This is a genomic window from Streptomyces sp. NPDC050564 (genome assembly GCF_044457265.1).
Lineage (GTDB): Bacteria > Actinomycetota > Actinomycetes > Streptomycetales > Streptomycetaceae > Streptomyces.
Genome location: NZ_JBITGS010000009.1, coordinates 38,270 through 59,114 on the forward strand (window position 1 = coordinate 38,270; position 20,845 = coordinate 59,114).

Annotated in this window: 15 protein-coding genes; 8 read left to right on the forward strand and 7 right to left on the reverse strand. The window is 72.3% G+C overall.

The window, feature by feature from the left end; translation table 11 throughout:
- Positions 1-188 precede the first annotated feature (188 nt).
- The 3 genes from ACIBK0_RS15995 to ACIBK0_RS16005 all read left to right on the forward strand — a co-directional run bounded on the left by ACIBK0_RS15995 (position 189) and on the right by ACIBK0_RS16005 (position 5,839).
- The gene (locus ACIBK0_RS15995; protein WP_399079965.1) at positions 189-1,595 is read left to right on the forward strand and encodes an SWIM zinc finger family protein; all 1,407 of its coding nucleotides are present in this window, start codon (positions 189-191) and stop codon (positions 1,593-1,595) included.
- On the forward strand, positions 1,592-4,243 hold the full coding sequence (locus ACIBK0_RS16000; RefSeq protein ID WP_399079967.1) for a DUF6493 family protein: 2,652 nt from the start codon (positions 1,592-1,594) through the stop codon (positions 4,241-4,243). The genes ACIBK0_RS15995 and ACIBK0_RS16000 overlap by 4 nt, the downstream gene beginning before the upstream one ends.
- Before the next feature lie 147 nt (positions 4,244-4,390).
- Complete coding sequence (locus ACIBK0_RS16005; protein WP_399079969.1) at positions 4,391-5,839, forward strand: GNAT family N-acetyltransferase; 1,449 nt, start codon at positions 4,391-4,393, stop codon at positions 5,837-5,839.
- A 441-nt stretch (positions 5,840-6,280) separates the two neighbouring features.
- Here the strand turns inward: ACIBK0_RS16005 and ACIBK0_RS16010 are convergent, their stop codons facing one another.
- Entirely contained in the window at positions 6,281-7,474 is a 1,194-nt protein-coding gene (locus ACIBK0_RS16010) for a trans-sulfuration enzyme family protein (RefSeq protein ID WP_399079971.1), read from the reverse strand.
- Positions 7,475-7,534: 60 nt separating this feature from the next.
- Between ACIBK0_RS16010 and ACIBK0_RS16015 the strand changes: the two genes are divergently transcribed.
- Entirely contained in the window at positions 7,535-8,062 is a 528-nt protein-coding gene (locus ACIBK0_RS16015) for an Lrp/AsnC family transcriptional regulator (protein WP_399079973.1), read from the forward strand.
- 63 nt (positions 8,063-8,125) lie between these two features.
- The gene (locus ACIBK0_RS16020; RefSeq protein WP_399079975.1) at positions 8,126-9,817 is read left to right on the forward strand and encodes a DUF885 domain-containing protein; all 1,692 of its coding nucleotides are present in this window, start codon (positions 8,126-8,128) and stop codon (positions 9,815-9,817) included.
- Between the two features lie 96 nt (positions 9,818-9,913).
- On the opposite strand, the gene ACIBK0_RS16025 is transcribed toward ACIBK0_RS16020, so the two are convergent.
- Together ACIBK0_RS16025 and ACIBK0_RS16030 are read right to left on the reverse strand one after the other, a co-directional pair.
- Entirely contained in the window at positions 9,914-10,759 is an 846-nt protein-coding gene (locus ACIBK0_RS16025; protein ID WP_399079977.1) for an SDR family oxidoreductase, read from the reverse strand.
- A gap of 63 nt (positions 10,760-10,822) precedes the next feature.
- Positions 10,823-11,338, reverse strand: coding sequence for an immunity 21 family protein (locus ACIBK0_RS16030; protein ID WP_399079979.1), 516 nt, complete (start codon positions 11,336-11,338; stop codon positions 10,823-10,825).
- Between the two features lie 77 nt (positions 11,339-11,415).
- Between ACIBK0_RS16030 and ACIBK0_RS16035 the strand changes: the two genes are divergently transcribed.
- Positions 11,416-12,219: an ATP-grasp domain-containing protein gene (locus ACIBK0_RS16035; protein ID WP_399079981.1), complete on the forward strand. Its 804-nt coding sequence runs from the start codon at positions 11,416-11,418 to the stop codon at positions 12,217-12,219.
- 157 nt (positions 12,220-12,376) lie between these two features.
- Here ACIBK0_RS16035 and ACIBK0_RS16040 read toward each other — a convergent pair whose 3' ends face one another.
- Positions 12,377-12,919 (reverse strand): rhodanese-like domain-containing protein, encoded by a 543-nt coding sequence (locus ACIBK0_RS16040; RefSeq protein WP_399079983.1) that lies wholly within the window; start codon positions 12,917-12,919, stop codon positions 12,377-12,379.
- A 182-nt stretch (positions 12,920-13,101) separates the two neighbouring features.
- Here ACIBK0_RS16040 and ACIBK0_RS16045 point away from each other — a divergent pair, with 182 nt between their 5' ends.
- A complete protein-coding gene (locus ACIBK0_RS16045; protein WP_369244993.1) occupies positions 13,102-13,548 on the forward strand; it encodes an Lrp/AsnC family transcriptional regulator in 447 nt (148 codons plus the stop codon).
- A 97-nt stretch (positions 13,549-13,645) separates the two neighbouring features.
- On the opposite strand, the gene ACIBK0_RS16050 is transcribed toward ACIBK0_RS16045, so the two are convergent.
- From ACIBK0_RS16050 to ACIBK0_RS16060, 3 genes are all read right to left on the reverse strand, one after another.
- Positions 13,646-16,648, reverse strand: a complete 3,003-nt coding sequence (locus tag ACIBK0_RS16050) for an AAA family ATPase (RefSeq protein WP_399079986.1) — start codon at positions 16,646-16,648, stop codon at positions 13,646-13,648.
- Positions 16,649-16,822: 174 nt separating this feature from the next.
- Positions 16,823-17,986 (reverse strand): exonuclease SbcCD subunit D, encoded by a 1,164-nt coding sequence (locus ACIBK0_RS16055; RefSeq protein WP_399079988.1) that lies wholly within the window; start codon positions 17,984-17,986, stop codon positions 16,823-16,825.
- 70 nt (positions 17,987-18,056) lie between these two features.
- A complete protein-coding gene (locus ACIBK0_RS16060; RefSeq protein WP_399079990.1) occupies positions 18,057-18,683 on the reverse strand; it encodes a YigZ family protein in 627 nt (208 codons plus the stop codon).
- A 170-nt stretch (positions 18,684-18,853) separates the two neighbouring features.
- On the opposite strand from ACIBK0_RS16060, the gene ACIBK0_RS16065 reads away from it, so the two are divergent.
- Positions 18,854-20,845: an amino acid transporter gene (locus tag ACIBK0_RS16065; protein ID WP_399079992.1), complete on the forward strand. Its 1,992-nt coding sequence runs from the start codon at positions 18,854-18,856 to the stop codon at positions 20,843-20,845.

Below are 20,845 nucleotides of genomic sequence, written 5' to 3' on the forward strand. Positions count from 1 at the left end.
AGCGCGGGCGGGTGGGGGCGCCGGCGCGGAGCGTGACGCTCTCCGCCTCCCGTACCCTCGAACCGCTGGGCCGCGCACCGGAGTCATCCCCCGGTGCGCGGCCCCGCTCGCTTGTCGTCGGACCCGGCTCACGAGCAAGTTTCCGCAGGTCAGAACCCACTGTCAGTGGTCGCCTCTACGGTTTTTCCATGACGCGATCTCTGCAGGCCGTGGCCTACACCCGATCCTCCGCGCTGGAATCCGCACCGGGCGGACGACGCCTGGGACTCGAGACCTCGCGCGGTGCGACACCCACGGGGTTCGAGGAGCATCCCCGCTTCTTCGCAGGTCTTTTGACGTCACCTCAGGTCGCCGCCGCCGGGCTGCTCGCGGTCGCCGACGTGGCGGCGGCCCGCTACTACCAGCGGCAGCTGCGCGCCTCGCTGGACCCGGTGGTCACGGGCAACGGCGACCGGCTCCGCTTCGAGTCCTTCTCCGGCTGCGGAGGGGTGTACGCGCGTCTGGACGTACTGACGGCGGGCCTCGACCGCGGCGAGGTGGGGCACGGGACGACCAATGTCGACGTCAACAACCCGCTGCGCGAGGCGCTTTCGCGGATCGGCACGGACGATCCGCTGCACCTTCGGGTCGGCCCCGACGAGATGGCCGTAACCACCCTGGACGGCCCTGTGGTGGAGAAGAAGGTGCCATTGCCCGACCGCTGGCTGCGCGGTTTCGCCGAGGCCCAGGTGATTGCCGCCGGGTTCGACCTGCGGGCCGAGCTGCCGGCGGCCGAGGCCGTACGGTTCCTACGCTCGCTTCCGCGCGGCTCCGCACGCGGGGCCGCCCGTGGCGCACAGTGGGTGGTGCCCACGGGGCACGGACTGCGAGCGACGACCCGGCCGGTGCCGGGGGCGGTGTGCCTGCCCGGTCCCGAGCGGCTGATCGCGCTGCAGCGCGTGCTGCGCCATGCGACGGCCTTGCGGGTGTACGGCCCTCCGGTCGCCGGTGAGGCCGCTGCCGCAGGCGCGTGGGAGGTCGTCCTGCCGGGCATGCGGCTCACGCTCACTCTGTCACCGGACGCCGCGCGCGGGTTCTCCGGGGAGGGCGGGGTGCTGGACGCCCTCGCCACCGACGAGGCCGCCGAGGACGCGGAGTTGATCGCCGTCCTCCTCGCGTGGGAGCCGTGCATCGACGTCGGTGAGCTGGCCACCGCCTCGGGCCTGCCGGCCGAGCGGGTGCGCGCCGCACTGGTGCGGCTTGGCACGTCAGGGCGCGTGGGGTACGACACTGCGGAGGCGGCGTACTTCCACCGCGAACTGCCCTACGACGCCGGGCGCGTGGAGCGCCACAACCCGCGGCTGCGTGCGGCCCGCGCCCTGGTCGCTGCGGGGGCGGTCGCCCTGGACGGCGCGCTCGGCACGGTGACCGCCGACGACGGGCGTGTGCACCGGGTCCGCGACGAATCCGGGACGCTGAGCTGCTCCTGCCTGTGGTGGGCGAAGTACCGGGGCGGGCGCGGACCCTGCAAGCACGCGCTGGCGGTGCGGATGGTGCGGCGGGGAGCGCAGGTACGACACGAACAGGTTCTGGTCGACGGGGGCGATGCGCGATGAGCGGCGAAGCGCTGGTGCGGGCGGTACGGGCGGGGCAGACGGTGGAGGCAGCGGGTCTCCTGGACGGGATGACCGATGCCGAACGCCGGGCCTGTCTGCCCGCGTTGAAGGAGCTCCGCAAGGAGCTGCGCACCGCGCAGTGGAGCGAGTCGTCCCGCAAGGCCTGTCCCGCGCTGCATGCGGCGGGGGCCGCGTGTCACACGGGCGCCGCAGGCGCGGCGACCTGGATCGCAGCAGCCGACATGCGCTGGTCCCAAGCCTCCCCCGGGGTGTTCCTGCATGTACTCGGCGACCGCGACCCCGCATGGCTCGGCGACGTGGCGCACCGGCTCGCCGAGCGGCCGGCCGCATCCCGGATCCCGTATGCGCTGCTGGCCGGGCTTGTGCAACTGTCCGGCTGTGAGGTGCCCACCACCGATGCCTACGTGGAGGGCTGGTTCGAACACATCGGCGGTACGTGGCACCACGGGGGCACCGTGGTGGAGCGGCTTCGCAAGGAGCCGCACCTGGTGCGGATGATCGCCGCGCTCTTCGAGTCCCTGGACGTGACCGGCCGGGTCGCCTGGCTGTTCGGCGACGGGCCGGGCAGTTGGTACAACGCGCTCGCGCAGCTCGTGGGGGAAGGCACCCTCGACCGCAAGGTGCTGGTCGACGCCTGCGTGGCCCGACTGCTGCGCGGCGGCGCCCCCGCCGATCAGCGGGTGTTCCTGAAGCTGTTGACCTGCCTCGACCTGAGCCGGGACGAGGCACGGGAGCGCTGCGCCGACTGGATTGCGCTCGCTTCCCAGGCGACCTCGACGGTGGCGTGGCACGCCCAGTCGATCCTCGCCTCTCTGGCACTCGACAGCGAGTTGACGCCCCGACAGCTCGCCGAGATGTCGTCCGGCGTGCTCTTCCGCACCGAGAAGAAACTCGTACGGGCACAGCTCATCCTGTTGGGGAAGACGCTCAGGCACGATCCGTCCGCAGCGGCCGAACTGCTGCCGGCGGTGGCGCAGGCCTTCGGGCACGAGGACACCGAGGTGCAGGAGCGTGCGCTGAAGCTCGTGGAGCGACACGTGACGGGGCCGGACGTCTCCGAGGGCGTCCGTGAACAACTCGTCCAAGCGGCGGACGAGTTGAGCCCAGGGGTGCGGATTCACGCGGAGAAGCTGCTCGGCGCCGGGGCACTGAGGTCCGCGCCGGTGATCCACGAAGAGATACTGCCACCCGTGCCGGAGCGGGCTCGGCTCGCTCCGGCCCCGGTTTCGGCAGCCGAACTGGCAGAAGAAGTGAGTGGCCTGCTGGCCTCGAGCGGCGACGTGGCCTCGTTCGAACGCACCTTGGACGGTCTGGTCCGGCATGCGTACGAGGATCGCGACGGTCTCGTGGAGGCCCTGCGCCCGGTGGTGGCCCGACGCTGGTGGATCGGCGCCGACCCGCATTACCCCACCGTGGACGCATACTTCCGCGAGGCGCCGTACGGCGTGGAGGTCGTCCTCGCGACCCTGCTCGGCCATGTGCGTACCGACACACTTCACGCGGCGGTCCAGCAGGGGACGACGAGGGGCGGCTGCCGGCACGCCGCGCTGTCGCGCGCCTTCGACGCACGACTGTGGGAGGTGGCCCACCGGATCCTTGTCGAACCGCTGCCTTTCCTGCTGGCCACGCCCAGCTGGGACACGGGGCTGCTGGAGCCGGAGGAGCTGGTGACCCGCCTCATCGCGTACCGACGCCTCGATGCCCGGCCGGGGACGGCCGACTTCGCCCAGGCACTTCTGCGGGTGCGGCGGGACGACCGCGCGACGGCGGAGGCAGCGGCGGTGCGGGCTCGCACCCTCGGCACCCCCGAGGGGTACCGGCTGGCCCAGTGGCTCACCGCCGAGGGGCCGGACCTTCCCCTGAGCCGACGGCGGACCTCGGGCGTCCGCATCCTGCTGGAACTGGGCGAACTCGAAGAGTTGCAGGGACAGTTCCCGCCGGAATTCCGCGGGTTGGGGCGTCCGCTGTCCGTCTTCAAGGACCGCTGGTACTGCCCGCACTGGGCCGAGTCGGATCGGCAACACTGGTCGGCCGTCGTGCCCGGTCGGCGGGAGCTGGTGGCGGCACGCGTGCTGGGCGACCTGTCCTCGGTGGCCGTGGACGACAGCCGACGGGGAGCCGCCGTTCTGCCGCTCCTCGCCGAGGCCGACGGTGAAGCGGGCGAGGCCCTGCATCTGTGCCTGGCGTACGGGCTCGGGGCGCGGCATACGGAGGACCGGCTCTCCGCCGTGGACGCGTTGCTGGTGCTGGCCGCGCGGGGGCAGCTCGACGCGGGGCGGCTCGGCGGCGACCTCGGGCAGTTGGTGCGCCGGGGAGCCGTCAAGCCGCTGCGGCTGGCCGAGTCCATACGGACGGCGGCGGCCACGGGCGCGTACGCCACCGTCTGGTCGGTGCTCCGCGATGCGCTGCCGATCCTACTGGCCGATCTCGCGACGGACACGACGATCGGTAGGCCGGCGCGCGGGCTCGGAGACCTCCTGGCCGTCGCCGCCGAATGTGTGGAGCGGTCCGGGGCGCGCGGTGAGGTCGCGCATCTGGCGCAGGCGGCCGGCCGGCGCGGCTCGTCCAAGGTGGCGACTCAGGCCCGTCGACTGAGGACCGCCCTGACGCAGGGGGTCGCCGCCTGACCAGGGTCGTAAGCCCAGCCGTCCCACCCGAGCAAAAGACCCGTAAAAAGAACTGCAAAAGGTGCAGAACGACACTTAACCGATCAGTCACAAACCGTTCGTGATCACGCAACACCCTTCCTTCACAGTGGTTGCATGACTCCAGACATGTCTGATGTGACCCGTGCGAGGCACGGTCGACCCGTCCACCACTGGCGGCGGGACGTCGTCGAACTCGCCGCGCTGTTCACGGCCGTCGCGGTCGCCGACGCAGTCGCCAACATGATCGGGCACGGACCGGACGGTCCCGCCCTGCTGCTGATCTCGGCGATGATCCTCGTCGCCACGGCCGGGTTCCACATTTGGTGGGCACGACGCCACGGTCACGCGCCGCCGGCGGACGATACCGGTGCCCGGCCGATCGCCGACGTGCGACGGGCCGGGCCGTCCGAACAGCGGGAGCGCGCCGGAGAATCCGGCGCGACGCCGGAGTCCGTCGCCGGGGCGACCGTGCTCTGGCGGATGCGCACGACGGTGAAGGACGCGCCGGGCTCGCTGGCCGCGCTGTGCACGGCGCTGGCGCAGCCGCAGGTGGACATCCTGAGCCTGCAGACACACCCGCTCGCGGAGGGCACGGTGGACGAGTTCCTGCTGCGCGCTCCCTCGAAGCTCGCCGCGTCCGAGATCACTCGTGCGGTGTCGCGGGCGGGTGGCACCGGCATCTGGATCGAGCGGGCCGACGCCCACGACCTGGTGGACGCGCCGACGCGGGTGCTCGGCCTGGCCACCCGTACCGCCCTGGACGCGGCGGAACTACCGCTTGCGCTGCGGCAGTTGCTCGGCCGCTGCACCATCCGCTCGCTGCCCGCCAAGTCCCCGGGTTCCGGGCGGGCGGAGGAGGGGGCTCCCGTGGAGGGGGCGCTCGAGGACACGGTGATGCGGCTGCGGGCACCGGAGGGTGGGGTGATCACGGTGGAGCGGCCGTATCTGCCGTTCACGCCGACCGAGTTCGCGCGGGCACGGGCGCTGGTGGAGCTGGATGCGCGGCTCGGTCCGCGGATCCCGCGCAGTCAGGACATGTTGACGCTGCCCCAGGGCAACGCCATCACCGTGCGACGCGCCGACGTCTGCGACGTCGAGGCCGCCAAGGCGATGCACGAGCGCTGCTCGTCCCGCACGCTGAACATGCGCTACCACGGCCCGGTCGGCGACGCGGACCGCTATCTCAACCATCTGCTCAGCCCCCGCTTCGGACGCACCCTCGCCGTGCAGACGGCATCCGGGCGGATCGTCGGGCTCGGCCACCTTCTGTGGGACGGTGACGAGACGGAGATCGCGCTCCTCGTCGAGGACGACTGGCAGCGGCGCGGTGTCGGCAGCGAACTGCTCGGCCGCCTCGTGACGATGGCCGTCGAGGCCGGTTGCGAGAGCGTGTACGTCGTCACTCAGGCCTCCAACACCGGCATGGTCGCCGCCATGCGCGGCCTCGGTCTCCCCCTCGACTACCAGATCGAGGAGGGCACCCTGGTCATCACCGCCCGCCTGGACGCGACGCCGGTGGCTTCGCGACTGCCGTACGACGAGGGGCAGCGGGGAGAACACACGGTGCGGGACTAGGTCCTGCCCATCGGAGCACGCCGACTTCGGGTCCTGGCGGTTCACCACTGCCGGTGAGCGGGGCTAGGTGCGTACAGCTGCAAGGCGAAGTAGGGAGTCGACGCGATGGGGGTCCCCCCGCGCGAGCGAAGCCGAGCGTGGGGGAGTCGGCGACTGACGACACCACCGCAGATGTACGTGCCAAACCCCGCGGCCCAGGCGGGATCCGAACGACAGGACCCAGGCCGGGGGGCGGTCCGAAACCGGGCGGCGCACCTCCGGGTGACCGGCGTGGCCGGTGGCTGTTCGTAGCTGGTGGCCTGCACCACCCGCCGCACGGGGGCACGGCCCCGGCCGGCGTTGCGTGCGGCGGGAGGCGCAGGACCAGTCCCGGACGATGTGGCGACGAGCCCCCGGCCACCGCTCAGCCCAAGAGTCCCCCTGCTCCCCTCCCCCCTTCCATCAAGCCCCCAGCGCCGCCTCCAGATCCGCCCAAAGGTCCTCCACATCCTCCAGCCCCGCGGACAGCCGGAGCAGGTGGTCGCTGACGCCCGCGTCGTGCCGGTCCTGGGTAGGGACGATGCGGTGGCTGATGGAGGCGGGGTGCTGAATGAGGGTGTCCACGCTGCCGAGGCTGACGGCGGGGGTGATCAGGCGGACTCCTGCGATGACGTCGTGTGGGTCGCCGTGCACCTCGAAGGCGATCATGGCGCCGCCGATCCGCGGATAGTGGACGCGGGCGACGCGCGGGTCGGCGGCGAGGCGGCGGGCGAGTTCGGCGGCGTTCGAGGAGGCGGCCCGGACTCGAACGGGCAGGGTCGACAGGCCGCGCAGCAGCAGATAGCCGGCCAGCGGATGCAGGACACCTCCGGTCGCGAAGCGGACTTGGCGCAGCCGGCGGGCGAACTCCTCGTCGCAGGCCACCACTCCGGCCATCACGTCGCCATGTCCGCCCAGGTACTTGGTCGCGCTGTGCAGGATGAGGCGGGCGCCGTGTTCGGCGGGGCGCTGCAGGACGGGCGTGGCGAAGGTGTTGTCGGCGAGGAGGGGGACGGAACCACAGGAGTGCGCGACGGCACGCAGGTCGAGTTCGGCGAGCGTGGGGTTGGCCGGGGACTCGACCATCACCAGGCCGGTGTCGGGGCGGAGGGCGTCCGCGATGCCCGCCGGGTCGACCCAGGTCACCTCGGTGCCCAGCAACCCGGCCGTGAGCAGGTGGTCGCTGCAGCCGTACAGGGGGCGTACGGCGACGACATGGCGCAGGCCCATCGCGTTCCGTACGAGCAGTACGGCGCTCAGAGCGGCCATGCCGCTCGCGAAGGCGACCGCACTCTCGGTGCCTTCGAGACGTGCGAGCGCGGTCTCGAAGCGAGCGACGGTCGGGTTGCCGAGCCGGGCGTAGACGGGCGGCCCCTCCGGTTCGGCGCCGTCGGCCGCGAACGCGTCGATCCGGGCTGCCTCAGCACGGCTGTCGTACGAGGGGTATGTGGTGGACAGGTCGATCGGTGCCGCGTGCAGACCCTGCGCGGCGAGATCCTCCCGCCCGGCGTGTACGGCCTCGGTGGCGAGCGCCCGAGCCGGGGGCTCGACAAGGACCTGGCCGGTTCCGCTCAGGTCGGGCTGAGCGTCGTATGCGTCGTACACCACGGATTCCATGCCCGAAAGACTGAACACCGACCGGGGTCCGTGCGCCGAATCCCGTGTTACGTTCGCGCCATGGCCGATTCTGTCGTACTCGATCCGGTGGATCTGCATCTGCTGCGGCTGTTGCAGAACGACGCCCGGACGACGTACCGCGATCTCGCGGCCCAGGTCGGTGTCGCGCCTTCGACCTGCCTGGACCGTGTGACGAGGCTGCGCCGGGCAGGGGTGATTCTCGGCCATCAGCTGCGGCTGGACCCGGCGAAGCTGGGGCGGGGACTGGAGGCGTTGCTGTCCGTGCAGGTCAGGCCGCATCGACGGGAGTTGGTGGGACCGTTCGTGGACCGGATAAGGGCGCTGCCGGAGTCCCGTACCGTCTTCCATCTCACCGGCCCCGACGACTACCTCGTACATGTCGCCGTCGCGGACATGGCGGACCTGCAGCGACTCGTGATCGACGAGTTCACCTCGCAACGCGAAGTGGCACGGGTCGAGACGCGGTTGATCTTCCAGCAGTGGGACTGCGGCCCGCTGCTGCCGCCCCAACGGGATCCCCACCCGGCCAGGCCGCCCGCGGACGAGCTCACGGCGAAATCAGGTTGATACCGGCTCGAGGGCCGGCTTATCGGGCTGACGCCGACCACATCCTCGTACGAGGATGTCCGCATGTCAGAGACGAAGAACCCGCTGCCCCGAGAGGTCGCCGACGCCTATGTCGACGATCTCATCGCCCTCGACCCGGTTCTCGGTACGTACCTCGGTGTGAAGGAGAGTTACAGCAGGCTCCCCGACACCTCGCCCGCCGGCCAGGAGGCCGTCGCCGATCTGGCGCGGGCGACCCTCGCGCGGCTCGACGAGGCGGAGCGGCAGCCCGGCGCGGACCGTGACATAGAGCGCCGCTGCGCCCGGCTGCTGCGCGAGCGCCTCACCGCCGAACTCGCCGTCCACGAGGCAGGCGAGGGCCTGCGGTCGGTCGGCAACCTGCACACGGCGGCGCACGGGGTGCGGCAGGTCTTCACCCTCACGCCGACCGAGACGGACGAGGACTGGGCCGCGATCGCCGAGCGGCTGCGCGCGGTGCCGACCGCGCTGGAGGGCTACCGTGCGTCCCTCGCCCTCGGCCTGGACCGCAAGCTGTACGCGGGCCCCCGCCCGACCGCCACCTTCATCGACCAGCTCACCGAGTGGTCGGACACCGAGGGGCAGGGCCTCGGCTGGTTCGAGGACTTCGTGTCCGCGGGCCCCGAGGCGCTGCGCGACGAGCTGGGCACGGCCGCCCGCGCCGCGACCGAGGCGCTGGTAGCCCTGCGGGACTGGATGCGCGACGTGTACGCGCCCACGATCGAGGGCGCGCCCGACACGGTGGGCCGCGAGCGGTACGCGCGGCTGGCGCGCTACTTCAACGGTACGGATCTGGACCTCGACGAGGCGTACGCGTACGGCTGGGCCGAGTACCACCGGCTGCTCGCCGAGATGAGGGCCGAAGCCGAGAAGATTCTGCCCGGCGCCGAGACGCCGTGGGTGGCGCTCGCGCACCTCGACGAGCACGGCAAGCACATCGAGGGAGTCGACGAGGTTCAGGCCTGGCTTCAGGGACTGATGGACGAGGCGATCGAGGCCCTGGACGGCACGCACTTCGAACTCGCCGAACCGGTACGGAAGGTGGAGTCCCGCATCGCGCCGCCCGGCGGTGCGGCCGCCCCGTACTACACCGCGCCGTCGGCGGACTTCTCGCGGCCCGGGCGTACGTGGCTGCCCACGATGGGGCAGACCCGCTTCCCGGTCTACGACCTCGTCTCGACCTGGTACCACGAGGGCGTGCCCGGGCATCACCTGCAGCTCGCGCAATGGGTGTACATCGTCGAGGACCTGTCCCGCTACCAGGCCACCGTCGGCCGGGTCAGCGCCAACTGCGAGGGCTGGGCTCTCTACGCGGAGCGCCTGATGGACGAGCTGGGTTTCCTGACGGACGCCGAGCAGCGGCTCGGTTACCTCGACGCCCAGATGATGCGCGCCGCCCGGGTCATCGTCGACATCGGCATGCACCTGGAACTGGAGATTCCGGCCGACTCGCCCTTCCACCCGGGCGAGCGGTGGACCCCTGAGCTGGCGCAGGAGTTCTTCGGCGCGCACAGCAGTCGTCCGGCGGACTTCGTGGAGAGCGAGCTGACGCGCTACCTCACCATCCCCGGTCAGGCCATCGGCTACAAGCTCGGCGAGCGTGCCTGGCTGCTGGGCCGCGAGAACGCGAAGCAGCGCCACGGCGACGCCTTCGACGCGAAGGCCTGGCACATGGCGGCCCTCTCCCAGGGCTCCCTGGGCCTGGACGACCTGGTGGACGAGCTGTCCCAGCTCTGATGCTCACGCGCGACGGCCGGTCTCAGCCCCACGGCTCGAGCCCGGCCACCGCGGAGCTGCGTCCTCACACCCGGGAGCCACCGTGATCGGCCGGCGTCAGCGGCGGAATCCACCCTCCGAGTCGATGACCTCCCCGGTGATCCATGCCGCCTCGTCCGTGGCGAGCCATGCGATGAGGCGCGCGGGATCGTCGGGCTGCCCCCAGCGTCCGGCGGGAAACATCGCCGCGACTGCCGAGTGGGCGTCGCCGGTCAGGTAACCGGTGTCCACCGGACCGGGGTTGACGGTGTTCACGGTGATCGCGTGCTCGGCGAGGGTGGTCGCCAGCGAGCGGGTGATCGACGCCAGGGCACCCTTCTGCAGGGCGTAGGCGATCTCGCCGGGCATGCCGCCGGCGATGTCCTGGCCGGAGGTCATCATGACGACGCGGCCCCCCGGCTCGCCCGGCGGCAGTGCGGCCCGCAGTCGGGCATAGGCCTGGACGAGGAGGAGCACCGAGCGGGTATCGACCGCCCAGTGGGCGTCGAGCATCGCGGCGTCAAGGGTGTCGAGGGTGCCGTCCGACCCGCTCAGCGCGTGGTTGGCGACGAGGATGTCGACACCTCCGCCGAGCGCGTCCGCGGCCGTCCGGATCAGCCGGGCCGGCTCCGTCGGGTCGGAGAGATCGCCCGGCCCCTCGGCGACCCGGGCCGCGGGGTCGCCGAGCGCCTCACGCACCCCGGCGGCCACCTCCTCGGGGCGGTCGGCGCCCCACGGCATCGCGGCATCGTGCGGCACATGGTGGTGCAGATACACGCTCGCCCCGTACGCGGCGAGCCGCCGGGCCACGGCGTAGCCGATCCCTCCGCGTCGGCCCGCCCCGGTGACAAGGGCGGTCCGGCCGCGCAGCGGGAGCACGTCTCGACGGAGTTCTTCGGGTGCGGGGTGCGGGAGTTGGGGCATGACGGACCATGATGGGCGGTGTGCGGGTGCGGTGCACGTGAATTCCCCCGCACCACGCGCTCCTCAGGGATTCAGCCGACGCAGTTGTACGAGCCCCACCCAGGTCTCGGGTCCCGGCTCCACGTACGCCGCGCGCACCGCGTACCGCCCCGGCTGCAGCGCGACCCTCAGGTGGTCCGTGCGCACCGAAGCGGTTCCCGGCCAGGCCGCGTCGAAGAGGACCACGGGACCGGGCACGTTCCACTGCACCTCCGGCTCCCACTCCGCAGCCGCCAGAGCCGCGGGGACTCCGGAGAGGAGTTCGTCCTCCGACTCGGCGGCGCACCACCGGACGAAGGTGCCGTGCTCGGGCAGGTAGGACGTCGAGGCGGGCTCGTCCCCGAGGACCAGGGCCCTGGTGTCGCCGACGGGCACGAGGCCGATGAATCCGTCGATGTCACATGCCCGGTCGTAGTCGGAGGACATGTCGTCACCGTCGGCCCCCGACCAGAACGGCAGCACGACCTCCGGGATCGCTATGAGCGGTCCGCCGCCCGACTCCACCCACTCGACGGCACCTGGGTCCGCGTATCTGGCCATGCGCAGAAGCTACACGGCGGGGATGCGCGGGAAATTCGGTGTCCCCTCCCCTGTCCGATACGCGACCCTCGACCCCCATGAGCATCCGAACCCTCTTCCTCTCCCCGCGCGTCACCGCCACCGGACAGGCGCTGGCCCACGCCGCGCGGCGACGTGGCATGCATGTCGAGACGCTGCGCGACTGGCGGGTGCCGGACGAGTGGCGGGGAACGCCCGGAGCAACGCTGTACGCCGGGCCGCTGTTCGCGGACGCCGTCGCCGGGGAGCCGGGACTCGGACTCGGACTGCTGGAGGCGCCGCCGGACTGGCTGGGCCGGCTGCCGTACGAACTCACGGGCAGGGACATCGAGTTCAGCACCGTGGCCGAGGCCCGACAGCTGCGACGTCCGGCGTTCGTGAAGCCGCCCAACGACAAGAGCTTCCCGGCGCGGGTCTATCCGGACGGCAGTCGGCTGCCCGGGCCGGACGCGGTGGACGACGACACCCCGGTCCTCGTGAGCGACATCATGGCGTTCGCCGTGGAGTACCGGCTCTTCCTCCTGGACGGCGAAGTCCGCACCGGAAGCCGGTACTTCGCGCGGGGCGAGCTGGACGTCGCACCGCTCGACGAAGACCCCCGCAAGGACGAGGTGCTCGCCTTCGCCGCCGGCCTCGCCGAGGCGGGGCTGCCGAGTGCCGTCGTCGTGGACGTCGGTCTGCCGGCCGGCGACACCTCACGCTGGGCCGTCGTCGAGGCCAACGCCGCCTGGGCCAGCGGGCATTACGCCTGCGATCCCGACGCCGCCCTCGACGTGGTGCTGCGCGCGGCCCGCCCGGTGACCGAGTGCACGGCGGCGGACCTCCGCTTCCTGCGCCCGCTGCCCGAGGTCGTACGGGACTGAGCCGGGCGCTCGGGGTGGCAGGGCGCTCATGCCCGGGGCCTTGCGGGACGGGGCCCGATGCCCGGGCCGTACGGGACTCGGCCTGAGGTCCGGAGCCGTACGGGACTCGGCCTGAGGTCCGGAGCCGTACGGGACTCGGCGTGAGGATTGAGACGGGTCAGCAGCCGCAGTCCTGCGCGTCGGCCGGCGCCGTCAGTGGGTCCGCGGCACGCCGCTCGCGTCCCTCCCAGGTCTCGAACTCGAAGCCCTCGCGCGCCCAGTACTCGAAGCCGCCGAGCATCTCCTTGACCTGGAAGCCGAGTTCGGCGAGGGCGAGGGCGGCACGGGTCGCGCCGTTGCAGCCTGGGCCCCAGCAGTACGTGACGACGGGCACCGACTTGTCGAGGAGTTGCTCGGCCTGCTCGGGGATGAGCGCGGTGGGCAGGTGGATCGCGCCGGGGACGTGTCCCTGGTCCCACGACTCGGTGGAGCGGGAGTCGAGGACGACGAAGCCGGGGTCGGCGTCGGTGGCGAGGGCGGCGGCGACGTCGGACACGTCGGCGTGGAAGGCGAGGCTGGCGCCGAAGTAGGCGGCGGCCGCTGCCGGGGACGCCGGCGCGACGCGCAGCACGGGGTTCGTCACCGTCACGGAGCTGGTCACGGGGCTGGCTCCGTGGCTGGTCACGGGGCTGGTCGCAGGGGTGTCAGCGGTCACGCTCATGGTCAGGCCTTCCCTCCCGGGTCCCACGGGTCTGGTGCCGTTTCCGGCCCCCCGGTGCTTCTTCCGCACCGGCCACGTGGGACTTCCTGGCCAAGAATCTACGGCCAGTGATCCACTTCCTGAAGTGGCGATCCACGGCCTCCCTCTTGATCGGCCGGGGATTTCCCTGCTATCCATCGCACATGACCGCGTATTCCCCGGACGCCACCGACTGGCGCATCCTCGATGTCCTCCAGCGCGAGGGCCGGTCCAGTTTCGCCGAGCTGGCCCGGGCCGTCTCCATGTCCGCGAGCGCGGTCACCGAGCGGGTGCGGCGCCTGGAGGAGGCGGGCGTCATCCAGGGGTACGCGGCCGTCGTCGACCCGGAGAGCCTGGGCCTGCCCATCCTCGCGTTCGTCCGCCTCAGATACCCGAACGGCAACTACAAGCCGTTCCACGACCTCGTCGAGGCGACGCCCGAGATCCTGGAGGCGCACCACGTCACCGGCGACGACTGCTTCGTCATCAAGGTCGCGGCGCGCTCGATGAGCCACCTGGAGGAGGTGTCGGGCAGGATCGGCGCCCTGGGTTCGGTGACGACGAGCGTCGTCTACTCCTCACCACTGCCGCGGCGACCGCTGGGCCACTGAGCCGGGGCTTGCCGGCCGAGTCCTGTCAGTCAGGCCCCACCTGTCAGGCCCCCTCAGTCGGGCCCTGCCAATCGGGCCCTGCCGGCCGGGCCGCCTGTCAGTCGTCGATGCCCCGCTGGCGTACGACCGACCCCGTTCTGCCCTTCACCACCTCCAGCTGGGCGTGGATGCGCCGGCGCAGATCCGCGACATGGCTGACGATGCCGACGCTGCGGTCACGCTCCCGCAGCGAGTCGAGGACGTCGAGAACCTCGTCGAGGGTCTGGTCGTCGAGGCTGCCGAAACCCTCGTCGATGAAGAGCGTGTCGAGCCGCACTCCCCCGGCCTCGTCCGTGACGACGTCCGCGAGGCCGAGGGCCAGCGCGAGGGAGGCGAAGAACGTCTCGCCCCCGGAGAGTGTCGCCGTGTCGCGCTCCCGGCCGGTCCAGGCGTCGACGACATGCAGCCCGAGCCCACTGCGGCCACGGCCCGCACGGTCGTCGGAGTGCACGAGCGTGTAGCGCCCGGAGGACATCCGCTGCAGCCGCACGGTGGCGGCGGCGGCGACCTGCTCCAGGCGCGCGGCGAGGACGTACGACTCCAGGCGCATCTTGCGCTCGTTGTCCGCCGATGTGCCCGCCGCCAGACCGGCCAGGCGGGCCACCCGGTCGTACTCCTCGCGCAGCGGCGCCAGGCGGCGGACTCCTCTGTGCGCCCGGGCGGACAGTCCGTCGAGCTCCGCGCAGCGCCGCGCGGCCGCGTCCTGCGCTGAGGCGGCGTCCCGCAGGCGCCGGGCTGCGGACTCCGCGGCCTGCTCCGCGGCCCACAGGTCGGCGGGCGGCCGCTGCGCCGCGGCCGCCGTGTCGGCCTCGGCGAGGACGGCGCGCACTGCGGCCTCCTCCGACTGCCAGGCGTCCAGCCGCCGTTGAAGCTCCCGGTGGGCCGCGTCGTCGAGCAGCGCATCGGCCGCCGCCTGCGGCGTGTCGAATCCGGCGCGGAAGGCCGCGTCGGCGAGTCGCGCGTCGGCGTCCTTCAGGCGCTGCGCGGTGTCCTCGGCGCCGCGGACGGCGTCCGCGGCCTCGGTGAGCAGGGCGACCTGCCGCTCCAGCTGCGTGGCCCGCGTGGATACGCTTGCGGCGGCGCCGCGCGCCTGCGCCAGCTCACCTTCCAGACCGGCCCTCTCGCGGTCCAGGGCATCCCTGAGAGAGGCGCGTGACGCGACGCGGCGGGCGGCCGCCTGGTGGGCGGACAGCCGCCGTTCATGCTCTCGTTCGGCCTGCTCCCGGGTCTCACGCGCGGCGTGCAGCCCGGAGGCGGCCGCGCGGGCCTCGGCGTACTGCCGCTCCAACTCCTCGCTCAGTTCGACGAGTTGTGCCGTGGGCGCGTCGCCCGCCTCGGCGCTCGCCGCAGCCAGCGCCTCGCGCACCACACCGAGCCGCCGCTCGTCCTCGGCGACCTCCTCGTCGGCGCGCTGATACAGGGCGAGGGCGCGCTCCTCCGCCTCCCGGTCGACATGCCCCGCGATCTTCCGTGCGGGCGCGGGGTGTTCGGTGGCACCGCATACGGCGCACGGCTCGCCGTCGAGCAGAGCGGCGGCGAGTTCCGCGGCGATGCCGTTCAGGCGCTGTTCCTTCAGGTCCAGCCAGTGGGCGCGCGCCTGCGTGGCGCGTTCGCGCGAGGCGAGGGCCCGTGCGGCCGCGTCGTCCGTGTCCTGGGCGAACTGGTCGCGCTGCCGGGCCGCGTTGAGCCGCTTCAGCGCCGGTTCGCGCTGGACGGCGAGCTGCTCGGCGAACGTCGCGGCTTCCTGCGCGGACTCGATCCGCGCCTCGATACCCGCGCGGGTCGCCTCCCACGTGGCCAGCCAACTGTCGGCCTCCTGGAGCGCATCCTCGTCCGCGCGCTCCTGCCGGTCCAAGTCGGCGCGCTCCTCGACGAGTTCGGCCACTCTTCGCTCGGCCCGGCGTGCCGACTCCAGGCCGCCCAGTTCCTCGGCCGCCTTGCGCGCCGCCGCCGCGAGTCCGGGCGCACCGGCCTCGGCGAAGGTCTCCGGCAGCGCGGCACACGCGTGTGCCTCCTCGGCCGCCGCGCGTCGGTGCTCGGCCTCGGCGACCTCGCGCAGGTCGAGGGCGGGGGCCACCGCCTCGGCCTTGCGGGCGCGTTCCATCCGCGCCTGGGCCTCCCGATGGGCGTCGGCCCGCTCCTCCAGGCTCGCGGCACTCTCCCGCGCCTGAGCGAACCGGCGCTGCAGGCGGGCCACTTCGCGCACGTCGTCGAGCACACGGGCCGCCGCGGCCTGCGCGGATTCGGCGGCCGTACGGGTGCAGTGGGCGATCGTAAGCCGTTCACGGGCGGTGCTGCGGGCCACGGCCGCCCAGGCCAGGATCGCGCCGGCGAGCCCGGGATCGCCGGGCGCCAGGTCGGGCAGCGGAATCTCGACGGTGTTCCCGGCCTCCTGCTGCATCCGGTGCGCGTCGGCCAGCAACGCGGCGTCTCCGGCGCGTACTTCGGCCTCGGCCGCCCTCCGCCGCTCGGCGAGGCGCTTCTCGACCTCGGCGAAGCGGTGGGTGTCGAAGAGACGGCCGAGCAGCTTCCCGCGGGCCTCGGCGTCGGCCCGCAGGAAGCGCGCGAAGTCGCCCTGGGGCAACAGCACGACCTGGCAGAACTGCTCGCGACTCATGCCGAGCAGCTGGGTGACCTCCTCGCCGATCTCCTGGTGGGAGCGGCTGAGGTCCTTCCAGGAGGCCGCCGTCGCGTCGTACTCTCGCAGCCGGCTCTGCGCCTTTTCGGTCGTCGTGCCGACGCCACGCTTCTTGGGGCGCTCCCAGGGCGGCTGTCGGGTGATCTCCAACCTGCGTCCGGCGACGGTGAGTTCCAGGCGGATCTCGGTGCGGGTGGCGGGTGCCGCGTGGTCGCTGCGCAGGCCAAGACCCTGGCCGCTCTGGCGGGCGCCGGGCACCGCTCCGTACAGCGCGTAGCAGACGGCGTCCAGGACCGAGGTCTTGCCCGCGCCCGTCGGCCCGTGCAACAGGAACAGACCGGCGGCGGACAGCTCGTCGAAGTCGACCTTCTGGGCGCCGCCGAAGGGCCCGAAGGCGGTGATGTCCATGCGGTGCAGCCTCATCGGTCCCCCTCGAAATCCAGCGGGCGTCGGGCCCTCCCGGAGGCCCCAAGGCATCGGGCCGTCCTGGAGTCCACGAGCCATCGGGCCGTCTTGGAATCCCCAAGGACTCGCGCCCTGCTGGAGTCCAGTGCGCGTGATGTCACCGGGCTCCCTCCGTGTTCCGCAGCCGTCGCTTCACCGGGCGACCTCCCGTACGGCCTCGTCCGCGCGGACGGCGTCGAACGCGTCCCGCAGCACGGCCTGTTCGTCCGCGTCGGGACCCGCCCCGCGCACATGGCCCACGAAGTCCTCCGCGATCTGTTGCTCGCTGCGGCCCGCCAGACGCCGGGCGTAGGAGATGTCCGGGTCCTCGGGAGCCCGCTCCGGGTCGAAGACCAGACTGAGCGTGTGCGCGAAGCGCTCCGTCAGCCGCGCCATGGGGTCGGCCGGGCGCACCGGGTCGGTGAGGGTCGCCTCGATCCACGCCTCCTCGTGGCGCTCCAGCGCCGGGTCGGCGAGAAGGTCGTCCAGGTGGCCGCGGATGCGGGCGAGCGCTCGGGGGACGGGGCAGTCGATCCGCTCCGCGCTCAGGGAGCCTTCGGGGCCCAGGTCCACGAGCCACATGCTCTTGCGGTGGTCGGTCTCCGAGAACGAGTACGGCAGCGGGGAGCCGGAGTAGCGCACGCGCTCGGTGATGGTCTGGCTGCCGTGCAGATGCCCGAGCGCGGTGTAGTCGACGCCGTCGAAGACCCCGGCGGGTACGGAGGCGACCCCGCCGACGGTGATGTCCCGCTCACTGTCGCTGACCTCGCCGCCCGTGACGAAGGCGTGGGCGAGTACGACGGAACGGGTGCCCGGCGCGCGCGTGGCGAGGTCGGCGCGGACCCGGTCCATGGCGGCGGCGAGCACGGCCTCGTGCCCGGCCTTCTCGACCCCGAACTCGTCCTTCACCAGGGCCGGTTCGAGATAGGGCAGCCCGTAGAAGGCCACATCGCCGTGGGCGTCGGAGAGCACCACGGGTGTACCGCAGGCCGAGGCCTCGGTGCGCAGGTGGATACCGGCGCGCCCGATGAGGCCCGCGCCGACACCGAGCCGGCGCGCCGAGTCGTGGTTCCCGGAGATCATCACCGTGGGCACGCCGACGTCGGCCAGTCGGTGCAGGGCGTCGTCGAAGAGCTCGACGGCGGCGAGCGGCGGCACCGCCCGGTCGTACACGTCCCCCGACACGACCACGGCGTCGACGTCGCGCTCACGCGCGGTCGTGACGAGGTGGCCGATGAACTCGGCCTGGGCGCCGAGCATGTTCACCCGGTGGAACGCCCGGCCAAGATGCCAGTCGGAAGTGTGCAGAAGCCTCATGATCCCCGAGACTAACGGGCGGGTCGGACATCACGGGCGGCTACTCCCGTATCGGCCCGTGCCGGCCCGCCTATGCGTCCCCGTATGCCTCTCCGCCCAGTTCGAACCCGGCCGTCCCGGCGGTGACGTCGGCCAGCCACGCCCGGAAGGCCTCCACGTCGGAGTCCGGCAGCCCGATCTCGATGGTGACCGCCTCGCCGTAACGCACATCACGCACCTCGCGCCCGGTGGAGCGCAGGTCGTTCTGCACCTTGCCGGCCCGCTGGTGGTCCACCGTCACCGTGGCCAGACGAAAGCGTTTGCGCGTGAGGGTGCCGAGGGTGTCGAGCGCCTCGCCCACCGAGCCGCCGTACGCCCTGATCAGTCCACCCGCGCCCAGCTTGACCCCGCCGTAGTAGCGGGTGACGACGGCGACCACGTACCGCATGTCGCGGCGCAGCAGCATCTGGAGCATGGGGACGCCCGCGGTGCCGCCCGGTTCGCCGTCGTCGCTCGCCTTCTGCACGGCGGCGTCCGCGCCGATGACGTACGCGTAGCAGTTGTGCGTGGCGTCCGCGTGCTCCTTGCGGACGCCGGCGATGAACTGCTGCGCCTCCTGCTCGGTGGCGGCCGGGGCGAGGGCGCACAGGAAGCGGGAGCGGTTGACCTCGGTCTCGTGCACGCCGGCGCGGGCCACGGTGCGGTACTCGTCCTGCATCAGGCCAGCGTATGCGCTGCACACGCGCGTGGCGGACGGCGGATCCTCGCCCGGCCGCCCCCGGCAGCGGCGCGGACGACGATGTGGTGGATACTCGCTCGTCGTTGTCCAAGGCCCCCGGCCAGACCCTCGGCCCCACGGGGCCCGACCGATCGCAGGGAGATCGCAGCATGACCGGCACCCAGGTGGAGAGTAAGGACGCCGCCGAACCCGACGAACCGGGGCCCTCCGCTGCCACGCCCCGCTGGCGGGCATGGCTCCTGGAGGGCCTGAGCGAACAGTCGGCACGGCATCCGGGCCCGCACGCCACCCCGGACGCCGAGCACCACGGCCACAAGTGGTGGCGGGTCATGTGCCTCACCGGGGTGGACTACTTCTCCACGCTCGGCTACCAGCCCGGTATCGCCGCACTCGCGGCCGGACTGCTCTCCCCGCTGGCGACGCTCGTGCTGATCGCGCTGACCCTGCTCGGCGCGCTGCCGGTCTACCGCCGGGTCGCGCGCGAGAGCCCGCACGGCGAGGGCTCGATCGCGATGCTGGAGCGGCTGCTGCCCTGGTGGGCGGGGAAGATCTTCGTTCTCGTGCTGCTCGGGTTCGCCGCCACCGACTTCATGATCACCATCACGCTGTCGGGCGCGGATGCCGCCGCGCACGTCGTGGAGAATCCTTTCGCTCCGCATTGGATGCACCACGCGAACGTCTGGATCACCCTCGTCCTGGTCGCCGCCCTGGGTGCGGTCTTCCTGAAGGGCTTCAAGGAGGCCATCGGCATCGCCGTGGCGCTCGTGGCGACGTATCTCACACTCAATGTCGTCGTTCTGGCCGTCGCCACCTGGGAGGTGCTGAGCCACCCGGTCAGGATCGGTAACTGGACCGACGCGATGACGGCCGAGCACTCCTCGCCGCTCGCCATGATCGCCGTGGCGCTCCTCGTCTTCCCCAAGCTGGCACTCGGCATGTCCGGCTTCGAGACGGGTGTCGCGGTGATGCCCCAGGTCACGGGCGACCCGACGGACACCTACGCGAAGCCGGCGGGCCGGATTCGTGACACCCGCAAGCTGCTCACCACGGCCGCCGTGATCATGAGCGGCTTCCTCCTTCTGTCCAGCCTGGCGACGACGATCCTGATCCCTCAGGACGAGTTCAAGAGCGGCGGCTCGGCGAACGGGCGCGCCCTCGCGTATCTCGCGCACGAGCATCTGGGCGAGGCCTTCGGCACGGTCTACGACCTCTCGACCATCGCGATCCTCTGGTTCGCGGGCGCCTCCGCGCTCGCCGGGCTCCTCAACCTCGTGCCCCGCTATCTGCCGCGCTACGGCATGGCACCGGAGTGGACCCGTGCGGTGCGCCCGCTGGTCCTGGTCTTCATGGCGGCCGCGGTCTTCATCACGCTGTGGTTCAACGCGAACGTCGACGACCAGAGCGGCGCCTACGCGACCGGTGTGCTGGTCCTGATGCTCTCCGCGTCCTTCGCCTCGACGGTCGCCGTGCACAAGCGGGGCCGCCAGGCCGCCGCGACCGGATTCGGCGCGATCACCGCGGTCTTCGGATACACCCTGGTCACCAATGTGATCGAGCGTCCGGACGGCATCAAGATCGCACTGATCTTCATCCTCGCGATCCTGGTCACCTCGTTCGCGTCCCGGGTGCGCCGCGCCTTCGAGCTGCGCGCCGCCGACGTCACCTTCGACGAGGCGGCGGCACGGTTCATCGACGAAGCCGCCGCGAGTGGCCCCCTGCAGCTCATCGCGAACGAGCCGCAGGAGCACAGCACCCGGGAGTACCGCGCCAAGGAGTACAGCCAGCGCGAGCACACCCACATCCCCGACGGCCGCCCGGTGCTGTTCCTGGAGGTCTTCGTCACGGACTCCTCCGACTTCACGGCCGACCTGGCGGTGCACGGCGACGAGAAGCACGGCGTACGGAGGCTGCGCGTGGAGGGCGCGACCGTGCCCAACACGATCGCCGCCGTCCTCATGCAGCTGCGCGAGCGCACCGGCCAGGTCCCGAACGCCTACTTCAACTGGACCGAGGGCAATCCGCTGAGCCACCTCGTGCGCTTCCTCGTCTTCGGTGAGGGCGAGGTCGCCCCGGTCACCCGGGAGGTGCTCCGCCGCGCCGAGCCCGACCCGGAGCGCAGGCCCCGGGTCCACGTCGGCTGA